General features: G+C 67.1%; 24 protein-coding genes. 12 read left to right on the forward strand and 12 right to left on the reverse strand.

Annotation, left to right across the window (positions count from 1 at the left end):
* Positions 1-28: 28 nt before the first annotated feature.
* From rlmN to NZ773_13810, 7 genes are all read left to right on the forward strand, one after another.
* Positions 29-1,177 (forward strand): 23S rRNA (adenine(2503)-C(2))-methyltransferase RlmN, encoded by a 1,149-nt coding sequence (gene rlmN / locus NZ773_13780; protein MCS6802994.1) that lies wholly within the window; start codon positions 29-31, stop codon positions 1,175-1,177.
* Between the two features lie 129 nt (positions 1,178-1,306).
* Complete coding sequence (locus NZ773_13785; protein ID MCS6802995.1) at positions 1,307-2,257, forward strand: ring-cleaving dioxygenase; 951 nt, start codon at positions 1,307-1,309, stop codon at positions 2,255-2,257.
* 230 nt (positions 2,258-2,487) lie between these two features.
* Positions 2,488-3,054, forward strand: a complete 567-nt coding sequence (locus NZ773_13790) for a flavin reductase family protein (GenBank protein ID MCS6802996.1) — start codon at positions 2,488-2,490, stop codon at positions 3,052-3,054.
* Between the two features lie 28 nt (positions 3,055-3,082).
* Positions 3,083-3,802: a YceI family protein gene (locus NZ773_13795; protein ID MCS6802997.1), complete on the forward strand. Its 720-nt coding sequence runs from the start codon at positions 3,083-3,085 to the stop codon at positions 3,800-3,802.
* A gap of 379 nt (positions 3,803-4,181) precedes the next feature.
* Complete coding sequence (locus NZ773_13800; protein ID MCS6802998.1) at positions 4,182-5,042, forward strand: class I SAM-dependent methyltransferase; 861 nt, start codon at positions 4,182-4,184, stop codon at positions 5,040-5,042.
* A complete protein-coding gene (gene aroQ, locus NZ773_13805) occupies positions 5,039-5,509 on the forward strand; it encodes a type II 3-dehydroquinate dehydratase (protein ID MCS6802999.1) in 471 nt (156 codons plus the stop codon). The genes NZ773_13800 and aroQ overlap by 4 nt, the downstream gene beginning before the upstream one ends.
* Positions 5,510-5,755: 246 nt before the next feature.
* The gene (locus NZ773_13810; GenBank protein ID MCS6803000.1) at positions 5,756-6,568 is read left to right on the forward strand and encodes an alpha/beta hydrolase; all 813 of its coding nucleotides are present in this window, start codon (positions 5,756-5,758) and stop codon (positions 6,566-6,568) included.
* A gap of 754 nt (positions 6,569-7,322) precedes the next feature.
* On the opposite strand, the gene NZ773_13815 is transcribed toward NZ773_13810, so the two are convergent.
* Entirely contained in the window at positions 7,323-8,438 is a 1,116-nt protein-coding gene (locus NZ773_13815; GenBank protein MCS6803001.1) for a hypothetical protein, read from the reverse strand.
* 96 nt (positions 8,439-8,534) lie between these two features.
* On the opposite strand from NZ773_13815, the gene tyrS reads away from it, so the two are divergent.
* Complete coding sequence (gene tyrS / locus NZ773_13820) at positions 8,535-9,755, forward strand: tyrosine--tRNA ligase (protein ID MCS6803002.1); 1,221 nt, start codon at positions 8,535-8,537, stop codon at positions 9,753-9,755.
* Between the two features lie 158 nt (positions 9,756-9,913).
* Here the strand turns inward: tyrS and tatA are convergent, their stop codons facing one another.
* Positions 9,914-10,111 carry a twin-arginine translocase TatA/TatE family subunit gene (gene tatA, locus NZ773_13825; protein MCS6803003.1) on the reverse strand — a complete coding sequence of 66 codons (198 nt, stop codon included), beginning with the start codon at positions 10,109-10,111 and terminating at the stop codon, positions 9,914-9,916.
* A gap of 221 nt (positions 10,112-10,332) precedes the next feature.
* On the opposite strand from tatA, the gene NZ773_13830 reads away from it, so the two are divergent.
* Positions 10,333-11,412: an LLM class flavin-dependent oxidoreductase gene (locus tag NZ773_13830; GenBank protein ID MCS6803004.1), complete on the forward strand. Its 1,080-nt coding sequence runs from the start codon at positions 10,333-10,335 to the stop codon at positions 11,410-11,412.
* A 520-nt stretch (positions 11,413-11,932) separates the two neighbouring features.
* On the opposite strand, the gene NZ773_13835 is transcribed toward NZ773_13830, so the two are convergent.
* The 4 genes from NZ773_13835 to NZ773_13850 are packed head-to-tail and all read right to left on the reverse strand — an operon-like array spanning position 11,933 to position 15,715.
* The gene (locus NZ773_13835; protein MCS6803005.1) at positions 11,933-12,304 is read right to left on the reverse strand and encodes a hypothetical protein; all 372 of its coding nucleotides are present in this window, start codon (positions 12,302-12,304) and stop codon (positions 11,933-11,935) included.
* Positions 12,304-13,794: a hypothetical protein gene (locus NZ773_13840; protein ID MCS6803006.1), complete on the reverse strand. Its 1,491-nt coding sequence runs from the start codon at positions 13,792-13,794 to the stop codon at positions 12,304-12,306. The genes NZ773_13835 and NZ773_13840 overlap by 1 nt, the downstream gene beginning before the upstream one ends.
* Positions 13,794-15,209, reverse strand: a complete 1,416-nt coding sequence (locus NZ773_13845) for an efflux RND transporter periplasmic adaptor subunit (protein ID MCS6803007.1) — start codon at positions 15,207-15,209, stop codon at positions 13,794-13,796. Before NZ773_13845 ends, NZ773_13840 begins: the two co-directional genes overlap by 1 nt.
* A complete protein-coding gene (locus tag NZ773_13850) occupies positions 15,206-15,715 on the reverse strand; it encodes a MarR family transcriptional regulator (protein MCS6803008.1) in 510 nt (169 codons plus the stop codon). Before NZ773_13850 ends, NZ773_13845 begins: the two co-directional genes overlap by 4 nt.
* 256 nt (positions 15,716-15,971) lie before the next feature.
* On the opposite strand from NZ773_13850, the gene NZ773_13855 reads away from it, so the two are divergent.
* Positions 15,972-16,547 (forward strand): MarR family transcriptional regulator, encoded by a 576-nt coding sequence (locus NZ773_13855; GenBank protein ID MCS6803009.1) that lies wholly within the window; start codon positions 15,972-15,974, stop codon positions 16,545-16,547.
* Here NZ773_13855 and NZ773_13860 read toward each other — a convergent pair.
* The 4 genes from NZ773_13860 to gcvH form a co-directional block, all read right to left on the reverse strand.
* The gene (locus tag NZ773_13860) at positions 16,458-17,504 is read right to left on the reverse strand and encodes an LLM class flavin-dependent oxidoreductase (GenBank protein MCS6803010.1); all 1,047 of its coding nucleotides are present in this window, start codon (positions 17,502-17,504) and stop codon (positions 16,458-16,460) included. The two genes, NZ773_13855 and NZ773_13860, sit on opposite strands and share 90 nt — an antisense overlap.
* Before the next feature lie 569 nt (positions 17,505-18,073).
* Entirely contained in the window at positions 18,074-19,510 is a 1,437-nt protein-coding gene (gene gcvPB, locus NZ773_13865; GenBank protein ID MCS6803011.1) for an aminomethyl-transferring glycine dehydrogenase subunit GcvPB, read from the reverse strand.
* On the reverse strand, positions 19,507-20,856 hold the full coding sequence (gcvPA, locus tag NZ773_13870; protein ID MCS6803012.1) for an aminomethyl-transferring glycine dehydrogenase subunit GcvPA: 1,350 nt from the start codon (positions 20,854-20,856) through the stop codon (positions 19,507-19,509). The genes gcvPB and gcvPA overlap by 4 nt, the downstream gene beginning before the upstream one ends.
* On the reverse strand, positions 20,853-21,233 hold the full coding sequence (gene gcvH, locus NZ773_13875; GenBank protein ID MCS6803013.1) for a glycine cleavage system protein GcvH: 381 nt from the start codon (positions 21,231-21,233) through the stop codon (positions 20,853-20,855). Before gcvH ends, gcvPA begins: the two co-directional genes overlap by 4 nt.
* A gap of 486 nt (positions 21,234-21,719) precedes the next feature.
* Here gcvH and NZ773_13880 point away from each other — a divergent pair, with 486 nt between their 5' ends.
* On the forward strand, positions 21,720-22,091 hold the full coding sequence (locus tag NZ773_13880; protein MCS6803014.1) for a cupin domain-containing protein: 372 nt from the start codon (positions 21,720-21,722) through the stop codon (positions 22,089-22,091).
* A 693-nt stretch (positions 22,092-22,784) separates the two neighbouring features.
* Here the strand turns inward: NZ773_13880 and NZ773_13885 are convergent.
* Together NZ773_13885 and NZ773_13890 are read right to left on the reverse strand one after the other, a co-directional pair.
* On the reverse strand, positions 22,785-23,921 hold the full coding sequence (locus NZ773_13885) for a hypothetical protein (protein ID MCS6803015.1): 1,137 nt from the start codon (positions 23,919-23,921) through the stop codon (positions 22,785-22,787).
* 69 nt (positions 23,922-23,990) lie between these two features.
* Positions 23,991-24,884, reverse strand: coding sequence for an A/G-specific adenine glycosylase (locus NZ773_13890; protein ID MCS6803016.1), 894 nt, complete (start codon positions 24,882-24,884; stop codon positions 23,991-23,993).
* Between NZ773_13890 and NZ773_13895 the strand changes: the two genes are divergently transcribed.
* Entirely contained in the window at positions 24,883-25,356 is a 474-nt protein-coding gene (locus tag NZ773_13895; protein ID MCS6803017.1) for an NUDIX domain-containing protein, read from the forward strand. The two genes, NZ773_13890 and NZ773_13895, sit on opposite strands and share 2 nt — an antisense overlap.
* Positions 25,357-25,360 lie beyond the last annotated feature (4 nt).

Consider the following 25,360-nt stretch of genomic DNA (forward strand, 5'->3'; position numbering starts at 1 on the left):
CACCAAGAAGGTCTGGTATTCTTGGGGGATGACACTTCGCGATCTGCTTGATACGCCCGACACCCAGTTGCTGGCCGAGCTCGCCACGCTCGGTGAACCTGCGTACCGGCTTAAGCAGGTGCGCCGCTGGATCTTTAAGGAGAGCGTCGTCGATTTCGCCGCCATGACCGACCTCCCGCGCCGCGTGCGGGAGGCGTTCGCGGAGCGGTACCGCGTGCTCCCGCTCGAGATGATCCGCGCAGTCGAGTCGGCCGATGGATGGACCCGCAAGTTCCTTTTCGCGGTCTCCTCCAGCGCAGCGCGCCTGCCGCGCAGCGAAGCGACCAGCAGCGTCGAGACGGTGCTCATGCGGTATGACCCGACCGACAGCGCGCGCGGCCGGCTCACTGCCTGCGTCTCGAGCCAAGTCGGCTGCGCGGTCGGCTGCCCCTTCTGCGCCACCGGGCAGGCAGGGTTCGTGCGCAATCTGACGGCGGGCGAGATCGTCGCCCAAGTCCTCGCTCTGAATGCGCTGCTTCGGCCTGCCGGAGAACGCGTCACCAATATTGTCCTCATGGGCCAAGGCGAACCGCTGCTGAACTTGGAGGCCGTCTGGCGCGCCATCGAATGGTTTCACGATCCGGACGGCCTCGGGATCGGAGCGCGCCATATCACGCTCTCGACGGTCGGCATCATCCCGGGGATCGAGGCGATCGCTGAGCGAACGCCGCCCGTGCGTCTGGCAGTGTCGCTCCATGCCCCGAACGACGCTTTGCGCAACCAGCTCGTCCCTCTCAACCGGCGCTACCCCCTCGCGGACCTGCTCGCCGCCTGTCGCCGCTTCGTTGAGAAGAGCGGCCGGCGTATCACGTTCGAGTACGCTCTGCTCGCCGAGACCAACGACCATCCTGCGCTCGCCCGAGAGCTGGCGCGCCGGCTCGCCGGCCTTCCCTGTCACGTCAATCTGATCCCGGTCAATCCGACGCCTGCTGGTCCCTACGCCCGCCCGTCCGCCGAGCGGATCGCCGAGTTTCAGCGCATCCTGCGCGCTGCCCGCATCCCGACCACGGTTCGCGTCGAGCGGGGGATCGATATCTTTGCCGGATGCGGACAGCTGCGCGCCGACGAAGCGCGCCAACGCGGTCCCGCCCCTGCGCTCGCCGGTAAGCCGGCCGCGCCACTTGCCGCCCGCCGCTGACCCCTCGCCGCTGTGGTTGACAGGTTCGGCGACGTTCTGGTTCTCTCAGGGCGGGCAGCGAGGAGATAGGCGCCGGTGCGCGGTAGGGGCCGGCCCACTCTTTGCCTCTTCCCCTGAAAGGAGCGAACGATGCCCCGCGTGCTGACTGGAATCCACCATGTCACTGCGCTCTGCGGCGACCCCCAGCGCGCGATCGACTTCTACGCTGGAACGCTCGGGCTGCGCTTCGTCAAGAAGACTGTCAACTTCGATGCGCCGCAGGTCTATCATCTCTATTTCGGCGATGCCGAAGGCACTCCCGGCTCGATCATCACCTTCTTTGCGTGGCCGGACGCGGCGCGCGGCCGGCGCGGCGCAGGCCAGCTCACCAGCATCGCATTCGCCGCACCGCACGGCTCGCTCCCGTTTTGGAAGCGCCGCCTCGAGACGCATGGCATCGCCGTTGTGGGCGAGGAGGAGCGGTTCGGCGAGATGCTTCTCCGATTGCTCGACCCTGATGGGCTGGAAATTGAGATCGTGGCGAGCGACCATGCCGCAGCGCATCCTGTCTGGCCGGTCGGCCCGATCCCGACCGAGGTCGCCATTCGCCAGCTCTCTGGCGTGACTGCAACTCTCAGCTCGGTCGATGCCGCGGCGGACTTCTACGAAGCGGTGCTGGGATTCCGCGAGCGCGCGCGCGACGGCAGGCGCTGGCGCTTCGTGACTGGTCACGGCGGCGCCGGCGCCCTGCTGGATATTGTCGCCGCGCCGGAAGCGCCGCGAGGCCGGATCGCTGTCGGCCAGATCCACCACGTGGCGTGGCGGACGCCAAGCGATGAGGAAGCGCTTGCGTGGCGCGAGCAGCTCCTCGCCGCCGGACACGCGGTGACGCCGATCCTCGACCGGCAGTACTTCCGCTCGATCTACTTTCACGAGCCGGGCGGCGTCCTCTTCGAGATTGCGACCGACCTGCCGGGGTTCGCGCGGGACGAGCCGCTAGAGCAGCTTGGAACGCGGCTGATGCTGCCGCCGTGGCTGGAGCCATACCGCGCGCAGATCGAAGAAGCGCTGCCCCCGGTGCAGCTTCCCGTCGTTCGCTGACCGGAGCGCACGCCCCATCGAGGGAGAGTGCCGCGCACCGCGTCGGAGACGACGGAGCGCCACGGGGTGCCGAAGAGGCAGCAGCGCCGATTTCTGCGAGAACGGCGGCAGTATCGCGACAGCTTCAGCCCTATCATCTAGCAGTCTGTCCATCACCATCCCACCACTGCCTGGAGGCCGCGCTGATCACGCTCACCATTGATGAACTGGCGCCGCATGATGCCCAGCGCTTGCTCACTTCGCTCATCATCCCTCGGCCGATCGGCTGGGTCTCGTCAGTCGGCGCAGACGGAACGCGCAACCTCGCCCCTTTTTCGTTCTTCAACGCCGCCGGCGGCCCGCCGCCGACGCTCCTGCTCTCGATCGGTCAGCGGCGAGGCACGGCGAAGGACACCCTGCGCAACGCCCGCGAGACGGGCGAACTTGTCGTCCACCTCGTTGATGAAACGCTCGCCACAGCGGCTAACCTCACGTCAGGAGAGTGGACATACGAGGTCGACGAGTTCGATGTAGCCGGCCTCGCCGTCGTGCCAGCGGACCTCGTGCGCCCGCCCCGGCTGCGCGACGCGCCCGCAGCGATGGAATGCCGCGTCACCCAAATTATTCCCGTCGTCGATACGCCCTACACCCTCATCCTCGGGCGTATTCTGCGCATTCATCTGCGCGAGGGGCTGCTCGCGCCGGATGGGCTCGTCGATGCGCGGGCGCTGCGGCCGGTCGCTCGGCTTGGACGAGAGGAGTGGGCGACGCTCGGAGAAATCTTTTCTCTTGCACGTCCTTCCGAATACCCTCGATAAGACTCTTGTTCCTCATTAGGAGGGGGACTTGTTCCGATCTAGCGTTGCGCTCATCTCGACGTTCCTTCTTGCTGCTGCCTGCGCCCCTGCCCCGGCGCCAGTGACGACAGGCCAAGCGGGGAGCACGCCGCCGACTGCCCCCACCGCGACCCCTACGACAGCGCCCCCTGCCGCCACCCCTACCCCGGCTGCTCAGCCGGCCGCCGGCGAAGTGCGGTTCGTTATCGCCACGGGGTCGAGCGAAGCGCGCTTCCGCGTGACCGAGCAGCTTGCGGGCCGCAATCTGCCGAACGACGCCGTGGGCGCTACCAAAGAGGTGTCGGGAACGGTGGTCCTCCGCGGCAATCAGGTCGTTGCTGAGCAGTCGCGCATCACCGTCGATATGCGCACCCTCCGCACCGACCAAGCGCAGCGCGACAACTTCATCCAGCGCAATACCCTCGAGACGGACCGTTTCCCCACGGCAACCTTCGTCCTTCGAGAGATCCGAGGCGTCCCGATCCCGCTGCCAACCTCGGGGCAGTACACCTTTCAGCTCGTCGGCGACCTGACGATCCACGGCGTTACTGTCCCGGCGACGTGGGAGACGACCGCCACCTTCACGCCCCAGCAGGTGAGCGGCCAAGCCAAGAGCGCTTGGAAATTCGCCGACTTCAACCTGACCCAACCGCGGGTCCCGCTCGTCCTGTCGATTGAGGACAACATTCGCCTCGAAATCGACTTTGTCGCCACCCGCGCCGGGACCTAGCTTCCCTCGGCCGTTCCACGGCTGACGCGGACCGCCGCGAGAAAGGCGGCTGCCTTTCGGCCGTCCGCCCGAACCGTGCGACGGCGCAGGGTCGGCACGAACCCGACGCCTCTCATCGGCGGCGCCCCCGCCGACGCGGCTCCCGGCGCTCCGGTCTCCCTCGGCGGGGCGCGCCCCTCGCTCCATCGCCTTGCCGAGCCTCCTGCTCGGCTGGACATTTGTCGTCGGCATCGGCTGCTGAGCTTGCTCGTGGGAAGGGAATAGGCATCCACTCGGGAAACGGCCGCCGCAATCGGCGGGCCGGACAGCCGGTGCCCGCGTGAAGCTGGCTTCGGCAGCCTCGATATCCTGCGCGCGCCCGCCGCGCTGTGGCGCTGGCATGCGCGAAGCGGCCGGGACGATCGGCTACACTCCGACGATACTATCCCGGAGCGACGCCGTGCCGGGCCCTGCTAGCGGTGAGCAGTATCTGCGCGATTTCCTGCGGATCGCGCCGCTCTCCCACGCCATGTTCCGCGCAGTGGAGGCGCTCGCGTTTCGCCAAGTCGAGCTAGAGCACCCGGTGCTTGACCTCGGCTGCGGCTTTGGCGAGTTCGCGGGCGTCGTCTTCGATCAACTGGAGATGGGGATCGACATCAATGAAGCGGATCTTGATCTCGGCCGGCGCAGCAACAAGTATCAGCGGATGCTCTGGTCAGATGCCCGCCGGATGCCGTTTCAATCCGGGAGCTTCGCCACGGTGGTGTCGGTTAGCGTCCTCGAGCACATCCAGAATGTGCCGCGCGCGCTTGCGGAGGCAGCCCGCGTTCTCCGGCCGGGCGGGCTTCTTGTGGTCACCGTGCCGACAGAGGCGATGTACCGCCATCTCTTTTTCCCCCGGCTCTTCCGCGCGCTGGGGCTGCCTCAGCTTGCCCGGTGGTATCTTCGCGGCCACCGGCTGGTCTTCAAGCACGTGACAATTCGGCCGGCGGACTGGTGGAAAGAGCAGCTGAGTCTGGCGGGGTTCGTCATCGAGCGCTGCGAGGGGACCATCTCGCCGCGCGTCATGCAATTGCATGACCTCTTTCTGCTGACAGCGTTTCCGTCGCAGCTGGCCAAATGGGTCACGGGCCGCCGGCTGCTGATGACGACCGGGCTGCGCGCCCGGCTCTTGCCCCTAGTGTTTGGTCGGTTGATCCGGCTCGACCGCGCCTCTGCGATCAATCTGTTCATTGTCGCGCGCAAGCGGCGGGAAGGATGATGGAAATCTGGGTATTGAATGGGCCAAACCTGAACCTGCTCGGCATCCGCGAGCCGGAGATCTATGGCCGGCTGACCCTCGCCGACCTGAACGCTCGGCTCGCCGCGACGGCGCGCGAACTGGGCGCGACGCTCGAGTTCTTCCAGAGCAACCACGAAGGAGCGCTGATCGATCGCCTCCAAGCCGGTCACGGCCGCGGTCTTGCCGGCGCGATCTTCAACCCGGGCGGGCTGACTCACACCAGCATCGCCCTTCATGATGCCATCAAGGCGGTCGACTACCCGGTCATCGAAGTGCACCTCTCGAACCTGGCGCGCCGCGAGCCCTGGCGGGCCCACTCCTACATTGCAGCGGCCGCTGTCGGCACAATCGCAGGGCTGGGCTGGCGCGGCTACGAATTGGCGCTCCGCTACCTTGTCGCCCGCGCTGTCGAACAGCAGGCTGCTTCGTCCGGGGGACCCGATTGACGGGCGGTCAGCCGCCGTCTGGCGAGAAGGGCTCGACGTCCGGCGCCTCCTTCCGAGAGTCCGACCCTTGGATGAACGTGACGAGGGGCATGAAGTAGCCAGCTCCAGGCCATTCGTTCCCCTCCCTGGCGGCATCACCGTCGACGCACCCCGACCGCGAACAACGACGGCCACCACACGTCGGCGCCCCCGTTGCTGAGCAGCGTGCTACGATTGCGTTCCCAGCTTTGATGTTTGGAGACTCAGATGAGCAGCGCGCCGTTCCGCAAAGGCTACGTCGACACCTCGTACGGCCAAATCCACTACCGAGAGGCAGGGACAGGTCGGCCGCTCGTCCTGCTCCACCAGACGCCCAGTTCGTCGGCGATGTGGGAGCCAGTCATCCCCCTCTTTGCCCAAGAAGGCTACCGCTGTGTCGCCTTTGACATGCTCGGCTTCGGCAACTCGGCGATGCCGGCGACCAAGCCCTCCGGACGCGACTACGCCCAAGCGATGGTCGAAGCGGCGCGTGGGCTGGGCATCGAGCGCGCCGATATCGTCGGCCACCACACCGGCGTCACAATTGCGCTGATCCAAGCCGACCTCTTCCCGGAGACCGTCCGCAAGCTCGTGCTCTGGGGAATTCCCTTGCTCCCCGAAGCGAGCATGGAGCGGCTCCGGAATGAAGGCCCTTCCACCTACAGCGAGGATGGCTCGGAGCTCGTCCGGTTCTGGGTCAATCGGCGGCGGATGAGCCGCCCCGGCGCAACGATCGAGATGTCGATCCGCTGGATGATCGAGCGGCTGCAAATGGGGCTGAACACGCATTGGGCCCACAACGTTGTCGGCGAAACCGATCACGCGGCGCTGCTTGGACGGCTGAAGCATCCGATCCTGCTGATGTGCGGCCAGCTCGATAAGTCGACCTGGCAAGCAACGCTCGATGCTAAGGCCCTGTTTCCGCATTTACCGTTTGTCGCGATCGAGAACGCCAGCCTCGATGTCGCCGACGAGTTTCCCGAGGCGTTTGTCCGCGCTGTTAACGGGTTCTTGTGCGAAGAGCTGCCCGACTGGGCATAGCCGGCCCTCCTGAAGACGCGCTCGCCGGGCCGCTCTGCCCCGCCTGCTGGCGCGAGCGCGCGGCGAGCAGCACCGCCTCTTGACGGCGTCGTTGCGGGCCTCCCGAGCGGGTATTCCTTCCGCTCCCCGGGCGCTCCTTCTCGGCCAGAGCGAGCGGGCATTTTGGGGTGAGGAAAGGGCGCGCGATCCTCGCGATGACCCTATCTCTGAATGTTTCTGCCATAAGCGCCCCCAGTGCATCAGCCGACGCCCGAGGACATCATTGCGAACGAAGTTTCTTCTCCGGTGGACTGAGCGCAGCGGCACGATCCAGCAGCGCCGGCAGGAGCTCCAGCGCTCGCCGACGCTTGCCCACTCCCTGAACCGAACCGCTCCGGGCAGCGCCGTTGCAGAACGCTGACGCGACCACAACCCCGCCTCACCTCCCGCCCTCCGCGCCCTGTCCTCCCGACAACACTGTTGCGCGGCAGCCGCAGCAACCCGCTCTGTTCAAGACCGGCGCTCTCAAGAACGCCTGCGCCGCCACATTTGGGAGCACCCGCAGGCAGCACGGCTTGCGATAACCATGACGGCACAAACCCGTATCTTCCGCAGGACGATGCAGCGCGCTAGGATGCCGGCAACGCTGCAGGAACGGTCTATGTTCGCGATCGGCGCGGCGGCTTCCACGTGCGAGGGCGACGAGAGGAGACGCTCTCGCCGCTCAGCTGGGCTGCGACATCACAGCGGAGGGCGAGGGACGGCACTGCCGGCGCTACCCCGCTTCCCGCTCGCCCCAGGCGGCATCAACGAGCGCCCAGAGCCCGCCGGAGACGAGCGAGTGCCCCCCGAGCACCACCGGCAGCGGCGCTTCGCGCGCGGCGCGGGTGATCCGGGCGGCAAGCGGATCGCAGATCAGTTCCCAGTTCCCAAGGTCAGATTGAAAGCGATCTTCCGTTGACAGCGTGAGCCCCAGATGCGCAAACAGGACGCGGCTATCGAGAAACGCCGAGTCGGCGAGCCGACCGAGAGCGGCGAAGAGCGCTTCCGGCCCCAGCGCCTCAACATAGAAGCCGAGCAAGGAACGGGCGTCCTGGATGCGGCTGTCCGCCTTCATCCCCCGTTCCTCGGAGAAGACGCGCACGCGCGCTAAGGTTGCTTTCTCGAGACGCTCCCACGTGGCGCTCGAGACACGGCCTGCGACAATTACCTCCTTGCCGAGCTGAGTGAAGGGACGCATCGCCCGCCGCACTGTCGAATCATCCAGCCGGATGGACTCGAGATAGGCGGCTGTCCGGTCGCCGACACCGCCATGAACCTGCATCACAATCAGGTCCGTCGGCGTATCGAGGTCGAACTGGGTGGTGGCGTTCCGCTCAAGCAGACACACCGGAAGGCCCGCCTCCTGCTGGAGCAACCGCGCCAGCGGGTTGTCGATTGCGGGCAGGGGAATTCGGTCGAGCGCGCGCGCCGGCGTGACGCCGATGAGGTCAGCCGAAAAGAGGTTGTTGGTGATCACCAGCGCATCCGCAGCGCACAACTGGTCGGCGATGGCTGCAAGGTCGGCCGGGGTGATGAAGGGCAGCGCGCCGCGGCTGAAATAGAGCACCCGCGTAAGCCCATGCCGGGCGACCAGTTCGGCGAGGCGACGGCCGACGTGGAATGGCGCCGTTCCCGCCTCGACCTCGACCTCAGGGGGAACCGCTGCCGCCAACGCCGGCCGGTCGGTGACCAAGAAGGAGCGCTCGAAGGCACCGCTCGCCCGCGCCGCCGCAAAAAGGTCGAGCGCGATTGCGTCGTGGGCGCCCGCGACCAGTTCGGCTGCGGGCCCCGGCTCCATGCCGCCAACGAAGGTGACGAGCGCTGGTCCGTTCACCGGCATGACAGACACCCCTCCATCCCGGCAGTATACTCACCTCGGTTGCTGGTGCTCGCGCCAGCGAGCGCTTATTCTCCGCGGCTCCCCGCCGAGGGGGAGGAGAACGCCATGTCCGACGTGCTCGATCTCCTTCGCGAGCGCGGCTTTGTCAAAGAGATCTCGAATGAAGCCGGCCTCCGCGCCGCGCTTCAGCGCCCGATCACCGTCTACAACGGAATCGACCCGACTGCCCCCAGTATGCACGTGGGCCACCTGATCGGGATGATGGCCCTAGCGCATCTGCAGCGCGCGGGACATCGGCCGATTGTCATCGTCGGCGGCGGCACCGCGCTCGTCGGCGACCCGAGCGGCCGCACGAGCGCCCGCCAGCTCTTGTCTAAAGAGACCGTCGACGCGAACCTCGTTGCGCTGCAGCGGCAGGTCGCGCGCTTCCTCGATTTTGCGGAAGGGCGCGCGCTGATGCTGAACAATGCCGAGTGGCTGCTCAAGCTGGGCTACATCGAGTTCCTGCGCGACATCGGCCGCCACTTTACGGTCGGGCAGATCCTGCAGCACGAGACCTACCGCGAGCGGCTCGCCGGCGAGGGACTGAGCGTCATCGAGTTCAACTACGTTCTGCTCCAAGCCTACGATTTCCTCCATCTCTTCCGCGAGTACGGCTGCCTTCTGCAAGTCGGCGGTTCTGATCAGTGGTTCAACATCCTCGCCGGCGTCGACCTCATCCGGCGCGAGACGGGGCAAGAAGCGTTTGGGCTCGTCTGGCCGCTGCTCCTGAAAGCTGACGGCACAAAAATGGGGAAAACCGCCTCCGGCGCGATCTGGTTGAGCGCGGAGCTGACCAGCCCGTATGACTTCTACCAGTACTGGATCAACTGCGACGATGCCGACGTCGGACGCTTGCTCCGGCTGTTCACATTTCTGCCGCTTGATGAGATCGAGCGGCTGGAAGCCCTGCGCGACGCCGAGATCCGCCATGCCAAGGAGGTGCTGGCCTACGAACTGACCGCGCTTGTGCACGGAACCGCCGCCGCTGACCAAGCGCGGACTGCAGCGCGCGCGCTCTTCGGCGGTGAGGGCGACCTCGCCGCCGCACCGACCGTCACTATTCCCGCTGCCGCCCTCGCCGCTGGAGTGACAGCGTCGCATCTGTTTGTGCTCGCTTTCGGCGACACGCGAGCGGCGATCAAACGGCTCATCGAGCAGGGCGGCGCTTCAATCAACGGCGAACGGGTCGCCGGCGACCCGAAAGTCGACACCAGCTGGCTGCGCGACGGCGCCTTACTGCTCCGCAAGGGGAAAAAACAGTATAAGCGCGTGGTGCCCGTCTGAACGCGGCCGGTTGAGGCCCCCGCGCAGAGAGCGCGCTCGCCGGCTGCGCCCTCTGCCGCCTCGAAGCGGGCGCTCACCCTCCAGCGACTGCTCTTGGCTGTGCCGTGATCCCGGGAAAGCGCCCCGCCCCGCGAGAGGCGGACGCGGCGCCCTACCGCTCACGCCGTTGGGGGAGCAGAGGGCTTGTCGGAGGACGCCGGCGGCGGCGTCTCCGTTCCAGAGACGGCCTTCCGAAATTCGCGAATGCCGCGGCCGATCGAGCCGAGCGCTTCCGGGAGCCTGCCGACCCCGAAAATGAGCAGCACGATCGCCAAGATGAGAATCAGCTCCATCGGACCGAGCTGGGGAAAGAACATATCCGCCTCCCTTTCGTCTCGATCATCACGAGTCGAACCGCGCGCTGTCCAGCGACAAATTTCCTAGCCAATTTCGGTCATCCCTGGGCGAGAAGCGCCGCGTCTGGTCTCGTAGAATGTCCACAAAATACTCTTCGAGAATGGGCGGGAGCGCGCGGAGGCCAGCCTCGCAACGATCGAGCCTGACGCCAATCGAGACCGCCCGGCAGGAGGAGCGAGCGATGCAACTGGGGATGCAGACGGGCGCCTCCGTGTGGCCCGGGATCACCTACGAAGAGGCCGTCGAGCAGCTCACGTGGCAGGCACGCTTTGCCGACGAGGCCGGCTTCAAGCGCCTCTGGCTCGTCGAGCATCATTTCGTCGAGTTCGCGATGGCCGGCGCGCCGAGTGTCATTCTCGCTCACTATGCCTCGATCACCAAAACCATCAAGCTCGGTTATGCCGTTGCGGTGCTGCCGCTCCACCATCCGGTGCGGCTCGCCGAGGAGATGGCGTGGCTCGACCAGTTGAGCAAGGGACGGATGATGCTCGGCATCGGCCCGGGCTTCAGCCCGCTGGAGTACGGCGTCTTCGGCGTCGACCTTGAGCGCAAGCGCGAGTATGTCGAGGAGGGGTTCCAGATCCTGAAATTGGCGCTCTCCGGACAGCCCTTCACCTACGAGGGGCGGATCTGGCGTATCCCGCCAGTCCAGATCCATCCCGGCCCCTACCGGGGTCGGACGATGCCGTTCTATATGGCAACCTCTTCCCACGACTCCGTCGCCCGTGCTGCCCGCTGGGATGTGACGCCGCTGCTCGGCTTCCGGCCGATTGAGGTCTTAACCGATCAGATCCAGCTCTGGCGGAGCGTCCGCGCCGAGATGGGCGACACGCGCGAGGAGATCGACCGGAAACAGAAGGAGATCGGCGTCTTGCGCCGGATCGTCGTCGGCGCGACGGACGCTGAGGCGCGCGCTGTTGCCGAGGCAGGCAGCCTGCAGTTTGCCGAAGCGATCCGGCGGCTGAACACCGCCGCGGGCGAGAGCAGGCCGCGCGCATTCGAAGCGCTCGGTCCAGACGGCCGGCGGGTGCTGGTGCAGGATGTCAACGAAGAAGACCAGCGCGCTCGCAGCGCGCAGAACGCCGCCGCCGGCACGATCGCCGGCACTAAGTCGCACGTCATCGAGCAGCTGTACGCGCTTCAGGAGACCGGGGTTGGCCATGTTCTCGCTGGATTCGGCGGACGCGGCGTGCCCCACCGCGAAGCGCGCGCCAACCTCGAGATGATCGCGAGCGACATCTTGCCGCTCTTTAACGACTAGCTGCCGGACCGATGGCGGCCCGATACCGACCGTGCGCTGACCGCCGCCACGCGCGAGATGGACCCAGCGCGCCGCGAGCGGCTGCTGCAGGAGGCAGCGCGCATCCTCGCCGAGGAAGTGCCGGTGCTCTTCCTCGTCCAGCAGACCTCCCTCAGCGCGTGGAGGCCGAAGGTGACGGGGCTGATCCCCCGCATTCCGGACGACATTCTGCTGGACACGATCGAGAAGGTACGCGAGAGCGAGCGCCCGCCGTCGCGGCGCGCGTGCCGCATCCAGCGGTGCCGGTCACCATCCGCGCTCAGCCTCTCCGCCCGCAAGCGCGACAGCCCCCTGCCGCGTCACCGAGTGATCCCTGCGCGGGGCGACCGCGCTCGCAGCGGCCAAAGCGCCGACGTTGCGCTCACGCCTCTTGCCGGATGGCCGCTCCTTGGCCACCCTCGCCGCACAGCGCGAGGCCAAGAGCGCGCAATCCCGTCCCGCTACCGAGCGCCACGGCGCTGCTCATGCCTCGGGGCGGGCATCAGTAGAGAAAGATCCCCATTCGGTGCAGCACGCTGACGACGTGGCCGCTCTGATGTTTGATTGCCTCCGCGAGATGCTCCGGGGTGACGAGCCCATCCCCGGCATACTGCTCAGCGCGCTCAAGAAAGCGCCGGCTGCCATACGAGTAGGGAAGCGTTTCCGGCAGCTGGGCAAGGCGCGGCTCCAGCTCGAACGTTGCTTCGCGGACATAAAGCCGCGCTTCGCGCTCGTCGCCGGGGAACGCCCCGGCACGGATCAGCGCGATCAGGAAATGATGTGTCCCGATTTGCCCATGGCGGAACGCGCGCGCCTCTTCTTCCGCGAAGTCGAGGATCTGCTGGGCTTCCGGGCTGTAACGCGAGCGATCCATCAGCGCCCCCACGCGACGACGCGCTCATTGCTGTAGGTGAACGTCAACGCGCGCTCGCCCGCAAAGACCGGGCGGAGGTTTCGGCCGTCCACGTCGATCGTGTACAGCTGCCACGACCCATCGCGGTCGGAGAGGAAGACAATCTGACGGCCATCAGGCGACCACGCCGGCGCAACGTTGTTGCTGGCGCGCGTTAGCGCCGGGCTGTCAGTCAGCAAGCGAACGCCGCCGCCTTCCGGCCGAATGACGGCGATGTCGTAATGGTCGTTGCGGTGGAGCGCGACCGCGATCAACCGGCCATCGGGCGACCATGCCGGGCTCGTAAACTGGCTATTGGTGCCCGGGATCAGCTGCGGCTCGCCGTCGCCTGTCACTTCGACAATGTAGAGGCCAATATTGCCGTCGAAGACGATCCGCCGCCCATCCGGCGACCAGCTCGGAGAAGAGCTGAAGGTCTGGCTCGGGAGGTCAAGGACGTCGCCTGTCGCCACATCGACGATGGCGATCGCGAAGTGATCTTCAAGGATCCAGCGCGGCCGCCGCGTTATCGGATCAAAACGCAACACGGGGTCCTGTTTGCCTTTCAAGATCGCGAGGCGCGTTCCGTCGGGCGACCAGACCGGACTGCGCACACCCGGCAACGCGACGAGCTGCCGCTCTTCGCCGGTGCGCAGGTCATGCACCCAAATGCTGTCGGGCCCGCCGCGGCCGAACGCGAGCAGGGTGCCGTCCGGCGAGATTGCAGGCTCATTCCCGGTCGTGATCACGCGCTCGCCCGTGCCATCCGCATTGATCGCAACGATCTCGCCCGCAGCAGTCTGGACATAGAACCGCCCCTGTAGCTGCTGCCCCGCGATCGGGACGGCCGGCAGGGGCGCCGGCGCCGGACGCCGGATCAGGTACGGCGCCGGCACGCGACGCAAGGTGTCGATCCAGTAATCGCCAAGCCGCGACAGCCGCGCCACGCCATCCGCGTCCAGCTGCAGCCGCGCTCGCTGGAACCACTGGACCGTCTGGCCTGCTTCGACCACCTGGTTGGTGAGGGGATAGCCGAAGAACTCCAGCCCGCCAAGCTGGACGAAGGTTGCGAAGAAGGGCCCCTCGACAGTGGTATTGGTTTCGCCGAAGTAGTAGGCGGCCCCTGTCAGGATACCGGGCGTCTGCCGGTCGGGGGTGAGGTCGAGCTTTCTGCCGAAGATCTCCTCGCCCAGCGTACCCGGCCGCAGCCGGCACGGCTGGCGGCCATCCTCGCCGCAGTCCCACTCGAGCCGCACTGTCTGAAAATATTGGACCAGCCGGTCGCGCTCGCGGAAGTCAGGCGTGCGGGGATAGCCGAGAACGCGCGGTCCGCCTTTTGCCCGATACCAGGCGAGGTACTCGCCTTGGACGTAATGGCCGGTTTCAGGGAAATACTCGAAGAGGGTCTGCCCGGCAGCCGGAGAGAGGGGCAGGAGGAGCGCAAGAAGCGCAGCAAGAGCAACGCGTCGCATCAGCGTCCTCCCGAGGCCGGCGTGCCCGCCGGCCGCGGCGTCACAACATCCCCATCCCGCAGCGTTGTGAGCCCGGAGACGATGACCGGCACCCCTTGATCAATGCCGCTGCGGATTTCGATATTGCGGTCGTCGGACACCCCGACCTCCACCGGGGTTTGCCGCGCTCGGCCGTCCACCACGGTAAAGACGACGTTTTGGTTGTTCCGCTGCACCACCGCCTCACGCGGGACAATCAGGACATTCGGCCGCTCGCGGGTGACGAGCCGCACCTGCGCGAACATGCCCGGCCGGAGCTTCCCATCCTGCGTGACTGGCTCGACGCGCACCGACACGGTGCGACTGCGCTGGTCGACTGTCGGCGCGATGCTCGCGATCGTTCCGCTAATCTCCTGGCCGGGGTAGGCAGGGACAGTGATGATCGCCGGCGTGCCAACGGTGAGGTCCGGCAAGCGCGTCTCCTCAACCGGCAGGACGATCTCGACCTCCTTAGAGACAATCGTGAGGATTGGCAGCTGCAGGGAGGTCGTCGAGCCGACGGGAGGAGGCCGGTCTGCGACGACGCCGTCGATCGGCGCGCGGATCGTCGCCTCGTTGACATTGATTTGCGCCAGCTCAACCCCAGCGGCCGCACTCGTCACGACGCCCCGCTGCGCTGCAAGGTCGGCCTCTGTCACCGGCTGAAGCGCTTTTTTCAGCTGCTCTTCGGCGATAACTACGGCTTGGCGCGCCACATCGACATCCTGCTGGGGCGGATTGATCCGGTTCCGCAGGTTAGCGAGCGCCGCATTGTAGTTGTTCGTCGCCTGTTCAAGCTGGACTGCTTCCGGCCGACGCCCCGCATCCGGCTCGAAAGCGATCCGGTCATAGGCGGCTTGGGCTTGCTTCAGCACTGCTTCGGCATTGGCGACCGCCACCCGCAGGGCTTCCAGTTCGGCAGCAGGCGGATTGAGGAGCTTATCCAGCCGCTCTTGGGCGCTGATCAAATTCGCGCGCGCGATCGCGATATCTTCGGGACGGGGGTTCTGCAGGCTTTCGAGGCGAGCTTGGGCCGACTGGAGGTTGCCTTGCGCCTGGCGCAGTTGAGCTTGAAGGGTCGAGCGGTCCAGCTCTACAAGAATATCGCCCCGCCGCACTTCCGACCCGATGTCAACGGTCACGCGCTCGACCCGCGCCGCAACCCGCGGAATAACGGCCACCTGCGCTTTGGCGCGCACATCACCCGTGTAGGAGAGCGAGGCTTGGATCGTGCCGCGCTGCGCGGGACGGATATCGACCTCGACCGCGCGAGCGGGCGTGGGCTGTTGCTGGGGCGGGCCGGATGCAGGGGCCTGTTGCGGTTGCTGGCAGGCAGCCACAACCAGAACAACCAGCGCGCCGGCGATGCCGGCACGCCTCAAGCCGCGAACTTTCATGAACGGGACTCCAAGGGGGCGGACGTTCGTTCTCCAGCGGGCAGGGCGAGCGCCGCAAGCACGTCCCGCAGCGCCGCCGCCAGCCGAGCGCGCTCGTCCGGAGGCAAGTGGTCAACCCGGTCGTTGAGCCGTCGCTCGCTCAACGGAAACAGCTGGCGCAGAAGCGCCCGCCGATCGGCGCTCAGTCGGACATGCACGACCCGGCGGTCAACTGGGTCTTCCTCGCGGACGATCAGCCCCTTCTCTTCGAGGCGGTCAAGAATGCCCGAGGCGGTAGGCGGGGTCACCTGCAGCAAGCGGGCCACTTCCGAGACGGTCGGGGTCTCCCCGCGCACCAGAAGCGCCAGCACTTTGAACTGCGGCATGGTGAGCGGCAGCGCCGCCCAATCTGACGAGGAGAGACCGAACAACGCCACAACGAGTTCGAGGAAAAGCGGCATCACCACTTCAGACACGGCGACAGCCTCACGGTACGCCCCGGACTGCTCGGCCGGACGCGCAGCCATCCCCGCCGTTTGGGCGCACCGGGTAGTGTACTCCGTGCGTCCGCGTTGCTGTCAACTCGCTTCCCGGTTGTCCTCCCGCTCGGCATCTGGCTCAGCGTGCTGAGCGAACGGCCCCGCGCCGGGAGCACGATCAGCGCTCGGCTGGGCGAACAGGGATATCATCGCCAATAGTTCGATGCAATGCAATGCTTTGCTCGCAGTACACGAATCGGGAGATCGATAGGAATTGCGCCGGCGCTGCGCTACACTGGCGCCGATGACGACGAACGAGGAACGCGCCGCCGACACCGAGGCCATCATCCGCTTGATCCGCCACCATGCGGACCTGCTCCAAGCGACGATCGACCCGGATGAGCCGACGTTGTTCGACCTGTCGATGGCCCAGTTCCGCACCCTCCTCACTATCGACCACACCCAGCCAGCGACAATCAGCGAGCTCGCGCGCCGGATGGGCGTCGGGCTGCCGGCCGCAAGCCACCTCGTCGACCGGCTTGTCACTGCTGGGTTCGTTGAACGCGCCGACGATCCTGCCGATCGCCGCCGCACGATCGCGCGGCTCAGTCCCTCCGGGCAAGCGCTCGTCGACCGCTTCAAGCATGGGCCGCTTCACGCCGTGCGCGCCGCGCTCGGCCGGCTCGACGCGCCAACGCTCCGCGCTTTGCGTCGCGGGCTCGAAGCGCTGGTCGCCGCTCAGCAGGCGGTCGCCGACGAGCATCGCCGTGAGCGCGCTCCGCACCCTGCCTCAGACATACGGGAGGACCTCTCGCGTAAACCGCTCCACGCGTTCCCGGCTGACCTCGGGCGAGGACCGGAAGGAAAAGGCAACCGATAAATGGCGGACCCCTACCGCCTCGAGCGCCCGGATCTGATCAATCACGTCGTCGCGCGTTCCAAAGATGGCAACCCCGGCAAGCTCGTCTGCTGGCACATCGAGCGGCGGCAGCGACTCCGGCAGGAGAGGCTGGAACCGCGGGTCGCCGACAGGAAGCCCGTACATCCAGTGAGAATAGCTGGGGTAGGCGAGTTCGGCGCGCGTCAGCGCCTCCGCCTCGGCGCGAGTATCGGCGACGAGCACAAAGCGATTGGTCGCTACCCGCTCCAGCAGCCAGGCAATCCGCGCTTCATCGTGGCCCGCCGCCCGCGCGGCCGCAGCATACTGCTTGAGCGCTTCGGTCGCTTGACGCGGCTCGCGATAGCCGACCAGAGGGATGATCCCATGACGCGCCGCAAACTCGATCGACCGGGGCGAGGTGACGGGCATGTAGAACGGCGGGCCGCTGCCATCCTCGCCGCGGCGCTGCACCGGCGGCGGGAAGACCCGGATCTCCGGAAAGCGCCAGTACGCCCCGTCGAAGCGGAACGACTCCCCGCGGAACGCCGCTTCAAGCACTGCGACGCCATCCTCGAACAGCTCGACCGCCCGGTCAGGGTCGGGGCAGAGCACTGCGGTCTCAAGCGGCGAATGGCCGCGCCCAATACCGATGTCGAGCCGGCCTTGCGACAGCCGGTCGACGAGGAGCAGCTCCTCAGCAAGGCGGATGGGATGATAGAACGGCACGAGCATCACGGCGCCGCCAAGCCGGAGGCGGCTGGTGCGCGCTGCAAGGTAGCCCAGCATCACCGCCGGCGACCCCGCCCCCGCCTGCTCAGTGAAATGATGCTCCGTCATCCACAGGTTCGCGTAGCCGTGTGTGTCGCCGTACCAGGCGAGCCAGGTGAGATAGTCCACCGCCTCGTCCCAGCTTGCGCCGGCCTTGATGCGCAGGCTCGCCGCAATCCCGATCTTCATTCCCTCCTCCGCGGAGCGAGCATACCACGTGCCGCGCGGTCAGCGGGCGGCGCGCCTCGATCTCCCGCTTCGGGGCGGTCGGAGCGGCGCAGACTAGGGTCTTTTCCTCGAGAATGAGCTGCAGCATCCGGTCGCGGACGAGAGCGGAGATTTCCGGCGCCTCTCATGCGCCTTCCCGCTCTTGACGCCCGACAGCGTTGACGAAGCGCCTTGCAAGACGGACAGCACGACCTGCCCGGGATGCCGAGACACCGCCGACTGCATGCACTTCGACGGTCCGCTTGAACTTCAGGCACTACCGACGCGAGCTCGGCTGTGTACCGCTTGCGCTGTCGGATAAGGTCGCCGGCAAAGCGAGCGTGGACTTCGTCATAGCGCTGCTGCTCCGGGCGGCGCGATGAGCGGCCGGGAGCGACCAGCGCCGCGATCGCCGCTTGGAAGTACGCACCGTGTGCCCGATTGGCGGCGTTGTTCACTCGGCCGGCGGCCGGTGCCGCCTCTGCGCCGGCGAGGCGTTCGGCGGCGCGTTCGAGAAACGAGAGCGCATCGGGAGGGAACGCCGCCGGGCGCTACGGCTGCCAGCGCACGTCGGGACGGCGAGCGGCCTGCGCCTCGTCGAGGCGTCCGACCGGCGTGGTCGTTGGCGCGGACCGCAAGAGGTCGGGGTCAGTGGCCGCTTCGGCGGCGATTGCGCGCATCGCCTCGATGAAGCCGTCTAAGGTCTCCTTGCTTTCGGTCTCGGTCGGCTCGATCATCAGCGCTTCATCGACGACAAGCGGGAAGTAGATCGTCGGGGGATGGTAGCCGTAGTCGATCAGGCGTTTGGCGATATCGAGCGTCCGCACGCCATGCTGCTGTTTCTGGCGGCTGCCGGAGAAGACGACCTCGTGCATGCAGATCCGGTCATACGGCAGGTCGTACAGATCGCGAAGCCGCGCCCGAATGTAGTTTGCGTTCAGCACCGCGTGCTCGCTCACTTCCCGCAGGCCCTCCGCCCCGAGCGAGCGAATATAGGCATACGCCCGAACCGCCATGCCGAAATGGCCGTAGAAAGCGCGCATCTTGCCGATCGACTTCGGCGGATGGAGGAAGACGTACTCATCCCCTTGGCGCCCCACCACCGGGTCGGGCAGGTAGTCCGCGAGCGCCGCGGAGGCGCAGACCGGTCCTGCGCCCGGCCCGCCGCCGCCGTGCGGCGTGGTAAAGGTCTTGTGCAAGTTGATGTGGAGGACATCGAAGCCGCAGTCGCCCGGCTTCACCTTCCCGAGAATGGCATTCAGATTGGCGCCATCGCCATAGAGGAGCGCCCCGTTCTCATGGACGAGGCGAGCGATCTCCTCGATGTTCGGGTCAAACAGGCCGAGCGTGCTCGGCTGGGTGAGCATCATCGCCGCCACATCCGGCCCGAGGAGCGCGCGCAATTGATCGAGGTCGACATTCCCCTCGCGATCGGCGCGGATCGGCTTGACGGTGAAGCCCGCCATGGCGGCCGTCGCCGGGTTCGTGCCGTGCGCCGACTCCGGCACAAGGACAACCGTACGGTCCATCTCGCCGCGATCGCGGTGATAGGCACGGATCATCAGGATGCCGGTCAGTTCGCCTTGGGCCCCCGCTGCCGGCTGGAGCGATACGGCGGGCAGGCCGCTGATTTCACCGAGCGCTTCCTGCAGGTTGTACATCAGCTCGAGCGCGCCTTGGACGGTCTCGGCCGGCTGAAGCGGGTGGATCTGCTGAAAGCCCCGCAGCCGCGCTGCCTCTTCATGCACCTTCGGGTTGTACTTCATCGTGCAGGAGCCGAGCGGGTAGAAGACGCTATCGATCGCGAAATTCAGCTGCGACAGCCGGACATAATGGCGGACGACATCGAGCTCACTCACCTCCGGCAGCGGCAGGTCCTCGCGCAGGAACTCGGGAGGAAGCGGCGGCGCTTCCGGCACATCCAAGCGCGGCAAGGCCACCCCGCGCCGGCCAGGACGCGAGCGCTCAAAGATGACCGGCTCGCTCATCGTCCCTCCACGATCGCTCGGGTTTCGGCTGCGAGCCGCTCGATCTCTTCACGGCTGTTCACTTCGGTGACGCAGACGAGCCAGCCATTGGGAATGCGGTCGGAGATGTCCAGCCCGCCGATGATGCCGCGTTCAAGCAGCCGCCGGTTCACCTCGGTTGGCGAGAGCGGCAGCTGGAGGGTGAATTCGCACCAGAACGGCTCCGGCCGCGCCAGCGTGACGCCCGGGATACTCGTCAGCAGCGAGGCAGCATAGTGAGCTTTGTGATAGCACAGCTCCGCCACCTCGCGGACCCCCTCTTTGCCGAGCAGCGCGAGGTAGATCGTCGCCGCCAGCGCCATCAGCCCTTGGCTGGTGCAGATGTTGCTCGTCGCCCGCTCGCGGCGGATGTGCTGCTCCCGCGCCTGGAGCGTCAGCACATAGCCGCGCCGTCCCTCGTGATCGACCGTCGCCCCGACGAGCCGTCCCGGCAGCTGACGGATGTACTTCTGCTTGCAGGCGAAGATCCCGACATAGGGACCGCCAAACTGAAGCGGCACGCCGCAGGACTGCGCCTCACCGACGACGATATCGGCTCCATAAGCGCCCGGCGGCCGCAGCAGCCCAAGCGAGAGCGCGTCGACCGATACGACGAAAAGCGCGCCGCCAGCGCGCGCGGCATCCCCAACGCGATCGACGGGGACGAGAAACCCTTCAAACGACGGCTGCTGAATGGCGAGGCAGGCAAGCTCCTGCGCCTCTGGGGGAGACGCCGGGTCAAAGCGTTCAACGGCGATCCCCTGCGGGACAAGATAGGTTTCGACAGTGCGAAGGTAATCCGGATGGACACTCGCTGCCACTGCCACCCGCGGCCGGCCAGTGATGCGCACCGCCATCAGCGCTGCCTCGGCAAGCCCGCTCGCGCCGTCGTAGACCGAGGCGTTGGCAACGTCCATGCCCGTGAGGAGAGCGACAAATGACTGGAATTCGTACATCGCTTGGAGCGTGCCCTGCGACACCTCCGGCTGATAGGGCGTGTACGAGGTGTAGAACTCGCTGCGGCTGACAAGCTGCCAGACCGCGCTCGGAATGAAGTGGCGGTAGGCGCCCGCGCCCAAGAACGACGGTATCCGGTCGAGGGGCATATTCCGGTCTGCCAGCCGCTCAAGATGGGCGAGGATCTCCAGTTCCGACATCCCTTCCGGAAGGCGCAGTGGCGGATTGCGCAGCGCGGCGGGAATGTCGACGAACAAGTCCTCGATCGACGCGACACCGATCGCCTCCAGCATCTGGCGGCGATCCTCGTCGGTATGCGGCACGTAACTCGTGCGCAAGCGGCGGGTCGTCTGCGGTTCGACAGTCGTCACGCGGTGAGCGCTCCATAGGCGGCAGCGGTGAGCAGGTTCTCCCGTTCGGCCGGGTTCGACGGCCGGACCCGGAGCATCCAGCCTGCGCCGTACGGGTCAGTATTGACGAGCTCAGGCTGCTCGCTCAGCTTCTCGTTCACCTCGATCACCTCGCCTGACATGGCCGAGAACAGCTCCGAGACGGCTTTGACCGATTCGATCTCGCCGAACTTCTCGAACTGCTTCACCTGCGTGCCGACGGCGGGGAGATCGATGTAGACCACATCACCAAGCTGCTCGCTTGCAAACTCGGTGATCCCCATCGTCACCGTGCCATCGTCGTTGAACCGAACCCATTCGTGCTCTTTGGTGTACCCAAGATCTTCCGGGATGTTCACGTTCTTCAATCCTCACTCGGGTGATCGGTCGGATGCCGATGACGACGAAAGACCTCGCGGGGCGAGGTAAAGATAACGGCGCACCGGCACACATGCAAGGCGGTGACAACAGCGGCGAGAGCGTGGCAGCGGGTTTCCGCGTTTGGGGGTCATGCCTCGCCACACCTCATAGACATCGCCTCAACCGCACCGATGCGGCTCGCTCGGCCTCCTGAGCAGGGATACGCTTTAGATTAAACGGCGGCATCAACGCCGTCGCCGGGACGCGGCGACGGCGGTTCGGCCGGCATCTTCCCCCTTTCGGCGGCGGCTGAGGCGAGCCCTAGCGCTACGCGGCTCTCCTTGCGAACAGATGCCGCCCGCGACCGGACCGTTCTCTTCTGGAGAAGGCCTGCTGCCCCGGCGCACTGCAGCGCGGATTGGCAGGCCAGAGAAGCAGGCGTACAATGCAGGGAAGCGCCGATCATTGAAGCAGGGAACGAGCCGATGCCGAGCCAGCCGATAGCCCCGCAGAACCGCCTTTTCAGCACCCCGGCAGATGGCGACTGGGTCGCCGCCGCTGCAGGAACGATTGTCCCGCCGGGCGTCACGCTTCGGGTGATGCTTGTCGGCGAGCACATGGTCATGCTCGAAACGCGCTGGCCTAAAGGAGCGGTCGGCGTCCTCCACGAGCATGACGACCATGAGTCGATCGGGTATCTCGTCAGCGGCCGGATGAAGCTGACCATCGGCAACGAGGAACGGATCGTCGAGGCCGGCAGCGCCTGGCTCCATCCTCCGGGGGTCCTCCATCGGGGCGAGGCGCTCGAAGACAGCGTTCAGATCGAAGTGAAGTCGCCGCCGCGGCGCACGTGGTAGGGGACGCCGCTGAGAGCCAGCCTCCTGCTCCTCAGCGCGATCTCGCCTCGCAGGAGAGGATGTCCGCGCCTCATCGAGAAGCGCAGCATTCCGGATGATGCGCCGACAGCCGGCGGAGCGAGGCCAAGATAACCGCCCACTCCGTGCCTGTGAAGAGGCCGGCTGCTAGGCGCATCCTCCCCGCCGCTCCGAGCGTCTGACCCCGGATCGGAGCTCGTGAAGGGCACGCCGCCGGTCCGCGCTCGAAGCGGCGCCGCAGCAGAGCGGGCACCGACAGCCATGTTCCAGCCGGCGCCCCCTTAGGACGAGCGCCCGCCGCTCGAACCGCGCTTTAAGAAGACGTTCGACGGAGTGGACACCCTCCTCGAGAAGCGCCGCACTGTCTTGATCTTTTTGCTGCACTGGTTTCAGCAGCGGCCCCTTCCTGGCCCAGGATGCTGCGGCGCTCCCCTCAGCGAGCGCGTTCCGGCCCTCTCTCGCTTCGGCCTCGTCGATGCCGACAGCAGGCGTGATCCCAGAAGTGAGCCTAGGCTCGGCTGCCGGCAGCCCCTCGCCTTTGCCGACCCCGCCGGCTCGTCGCGGCGATGATGCCGGGGGGCTGCCGCCACCCTCCGAAGGGTGCGGGTCGCGCCCGTGCTGCGGCCGGCAGTGCTGCCCATCTGAATGCAGGGGTCTGGGCCGAGCGCCGGCGAGCTAGCGCACTTCGGCAAGCTGCGGCTGGTGGAGCAGCCATTGGCGGGCGGGGCTGCTCCAGATGACGTTCCAGCGGCCGCTGAAGCGGCGCGTCGACTGGCCGGAAGGAGTGCGCTCCGTCACCGTCAGATTAACGGAGGCGGCGTTCTGGCCGGGGATAAGCGACGCTTCGGCGCGGATCTCAGTCGTGGCGGCAACTCCCTCGACCCAGCGGTCGTACGGGTTGGCGGCCTGAAACTCGGGGGAGAGGAACGTATAGGCGTCGCGGAACTGCCGCTCGTTGAGCAGCTGGTAGAAGCGCTCAACGGTCTGCGGGATTGCCTCGGGGATGCCCCGCTCGTCGCGCGCAATCCGGTCGAGGGTTGCGCCGATCAAGCGATAGCGGGTCTCGCTGATGCCGCTCGGACAGCAGTTCGCCTCCCAGCCGGCATAGATCGGCTCAAGCACGACAAGCTGGCCATTCGTCGCCCGGGCCCCCAGCTTATAGCCGGTGAGCGAAGTGGCAAAGACCGGTTCGCGGTCGCCCGCGAAGTAGATTAGATAGCCGACGGTGCCGGCGGTGCCGCCCGAGACGATCGGGATGATCGCTTCCTCCCGGCCATCGCCGGAGATATCGCCGTAGATGATGTCCTGAAGGTCGGCGAAGCCGGGGATCGAGCCGGGGGTCTTGAACTCGATGAACGGTCCTGCTCCCGCAAGGTAGGGCGGCGGAGGAGGATGATTGACCGCCGGCTCTTGACTGACGATCGTGTTCCAGTCGGCAGCGCGGAGATTGACCGTCGAGGTGTTGCGGACGGGGGTCGAGGTCGCCGTGCCGGGACGCACTGTCCCGGTGAGGGTGGGCGACACGGCCGGCGTGGCTGTGCGCGCCGGGGTTGTCACGGCTGTCACTGTCGCTGTTACCGTCACAGTTCGGGTGACGGTGCCGGTGGCGACAACCGTTCCGGCAGCAGCCGCAGTTGGCGTGCGCGTTGGGGTGGGGGTCTGGACAGGAGTAGGCGTCGCGGGGGGGAGGGGGGTGATCGTTGCGGTCGGCGTGGCAGCCGGCGCGAGGAGCTGAGGGAACTGGCCAACCGGAAGGCAGCCGGCTGCGAGGAGCACGGTCAGGCCGATGCTGGCAAGGGCGCGTCGGTTCATTGTGGTCTCCGTCGTCCGCAGACAGGCTCGCCGCTGGCGTGAAGTGTAGCGGTCCGCGGAAGCACGCGGTTAGGGCAGGGAAATCCGCTCGCCATCGAGGCGCGCGAGACCGTCGGCAGCCAATTCTTCAGCCAGCGCGGCGATCCAGTCGCTATCGGCGGCGGAGAAGTCCGGCTTGATCGCCGCGCCAAGCGCCGCGAGCGGCAGCGACTCGCCCGGCTGCAGCGAGCGCAGCGCAGCAACGGCCCGCCCTCGGTACCAGCGGCGCGACCCCTCGAAGCGCGCCGGGCGGAAGCCAGCGCGCTGCTCCGCGACCGCCCGCCCTTCGCCGCGGGTGGCGCACATCGCGAGCGCAGGACAGAGCAGGCAGCGCGGACCGCGCGCCGCGCAGATCGTCGCGCCGAGGTCCATCAGCGCCTGATTCCACGTCCAAGCGTCGGCAGGCAGCGCCGCCTCCGCCACCTGCCACGCCTCGCGCTCTGTCAGGTCTGGCAGGCCGGCGACCCGGCCGAGGACCCGCCGGATATTGGTGTCGACAACCGGAACCCGACGCCGAAAGGCGAAGCATGCGATCGCGGCGGCAGTGTAGCGCCCGACCCCGGGCAGCGACTCCAACGCCGCGACGTCGTCCGGCAGCGCCCCCCCAAACCGCTCGACCGCAGCTTGAGCAGCGCGCTGGAGGCTGACAGCGCGGCGGTTGTAGCCCAGTCCCGCCCAGGCGCGGATCACCTCCGCTACCGGAGCAGCAGCCAGCGCGGCAAGCGTCGGGAAGGCGGCGAGAAAGTCGTGGTATTTTGGGATGACCCGGTCGACCTGGGTTTGCTGCAGCATCACCTCGGCGACGAGGATGCGGTAGGGATCGCGGGTGTGCCGCCAAGGCAGGTCGCGGCCGGAACTGGCAAACCACTCGAGGACGGCGCGGTGGAGCGACGCCAGCCGCTCGCTGGAGAACCAGAAGGTCATGCCTGACGATTCTACGCCAGCGCTCGACCGCCATTGGACGGTCTCGGTCTATGTTGTCAGCGCCGGGCGTGTGGCGCTTCATCCCCATCCGAAGCTCAGCCTCTGGCTGCCGGCGGGCGGTCACCTCGAGCCGGGCGAACTGCCTGACGACGCCGCGCTGCGCGAGGCCGAGGAAGAGACCGGCCTGCGCATCACTCTCATCGACGCCGCCTATGGACCACCGCTTCCGCCGCCGCTCCCCGGCCGGCTGCCGTGGCCGCGCCCGCTTGCTCGGCCGATCGGCGTTCAGCTCGCGCCGGTCGCCCCCGGCCACGAGCACCTCGACCTGATCTACGCCGCCCGCCCGCTGACCGCCGCGCTGCTCCCGCCGCTCGCGGGCGACTTCCGCTGGCTCACCCCCGATGAGGCGGAGGCGCTCGGCGCGCCGCCCGATGTCGTCGGCTGGGCCCGGCTCGTCATCGGACGGGAATAACCGA

The sequence above is a fragment of the Dehalococcoidia bacterium genome (assembly GCA_025054935.1).
Classification (GTDB): Bacteria; Chloroflexota; Dehalococcoidia; order SpSt-223; family SpSt-223; genus JANWZD01.

Excerpts from the sequence above, each read along its gene's own strand:
- tyrS (MCS6803002.1), top strand. The coding sequence starts at position 8,535 with ATGTCCGACGTGCTCGATCTCCTTCGCGAGCGCGGCTTTGTCAAAGAG.
- NZ773_13840 (MCS6803006.1), bottom strand. The coding sequence starts at position 13,794 with ATGCGACGCGTTGCTCTTGCTGCGCTTCTTGCGCTCCTCCTGCCCCTC.
- gcvPB (MCS6803011.1), bottom strand. The coding sequence starts at position 19,510 with ATGAGCGAGCCGGTCATCTTTGAGCGCTCGCGTCCTGGCCGGCGCGGG.
- NZ773_13860 (MCS6803010.1), bottom strand. The coding sequence starts at position 17,504 with ATGAAGATCGGGATTGCGGCGAGCCTGCGCATCAAGGCCGGCGCAAGC.
- NZ773_13835 (MCS6803005.1), bottom strand. The coding sequence starts at position 12,304 with ATGGATCGCTCGCGTTACAGCCCGGAAGCCCAGCAGATCCTCGACTTC.
- NZ773_13850 (MCS6803008.1), bottom strand. The coding sequence starts at position 15,715 with ATGGCTGCGCGTCCGGCCGAGCAGTCCGGGGCGTACCGTGAGGCTGTC.
- NZ773_13895 (MCS6803017.1), top strand. The coding sequence starts at position 24,883 with ATGCCTGACGATTCTACGCCAGCGCTCGACCGCCATTGGACGGTCTCG.
- aroQ (MCS6802999.1), top strand. The coding sequence starts at position 5,039 with ATGATGGAAATCTGGGTATTGAATGGGCCAAACCTGAACCTGCTCGGC.
- NZ773_13785 (MCS6802995.1), top strand. The coding sequence starts at position 1,307 with ATGCCCCGCGTGCTGACTGGAATCCACCATGTCACTGCGCTCTGCGGC.
- NZ773_13800 (MCS6802998.1), top strand. The coding sequence starts at position 4,182 with ATGCGCGAAGCGGCCGGGACGATCGGCTACACTCCGACGATACTATCC.
- NZ773_13880 (MCS6803014.1), top strand. The coding sequence starts at position 21,720 with ATGCCGAGCCAGCCGATAGCCCCGCAGAACCGCCTTTTCAGCACCCCG.
- NZ773_13845 (MCS6803007.1), bottom strand. The coding sequence starts at position 15,209 with ATGAAAGTTCGCGGCTTGAGGCGTGCCGGCATCGCCGGCGCGCTGGTT.
- NZ773_13885 (MCS6803015.1), bottom strand. The coding sequence starts at position 23,921 with ATGAACCGACGCGCCCTTGCCAGCATCGGCCTGACCGTGCTCCTCGCA.
- NZ773_13855 (MCS6803009.1), top strand. The coding sequence starts at position 15,972 with ATGACGACGAACGAGGAACGCGCCGCCGACACCGAGGCCATCATCCGC.
- NZ773_13810 (MCS6803000.1), top strand. The coding sequence starts at position 5,756 with ATGAGCAGCGCGCCGTTCCGCAAAGGCTACGTCGACACCTCGTACGGC.
- NZ773_13830 (MCS6803004.1), top strand. The coding sequence starts at position 10,333 with ATGCAACTGGGGATGCAGACGGGCGCCTCCGTGTGGCCCGGGATCACC.
- rlmN (MCS6802994.1), top strand. The coding sequence starts at position 29 with ATGACACTTCGCGATCTGCTTGATACGCCCGACACCCAGTTGCTGGCC.
- NZ773_13890 (MCS6803016.1), bottom strand. The coding sequence starts at position 24,884 with ATGACCTTCTGGTTCTCCAGCGAGCGGCTGGCGTCGCTCCACCGCGCC.
- tatA (MCS6803003.1), bottom strand. The coding sequence starts at position 10,111 with ATGTTCTTTCCCCAGCTCGGTCCGATGGAGCTGATTCTCATCTTGGCG.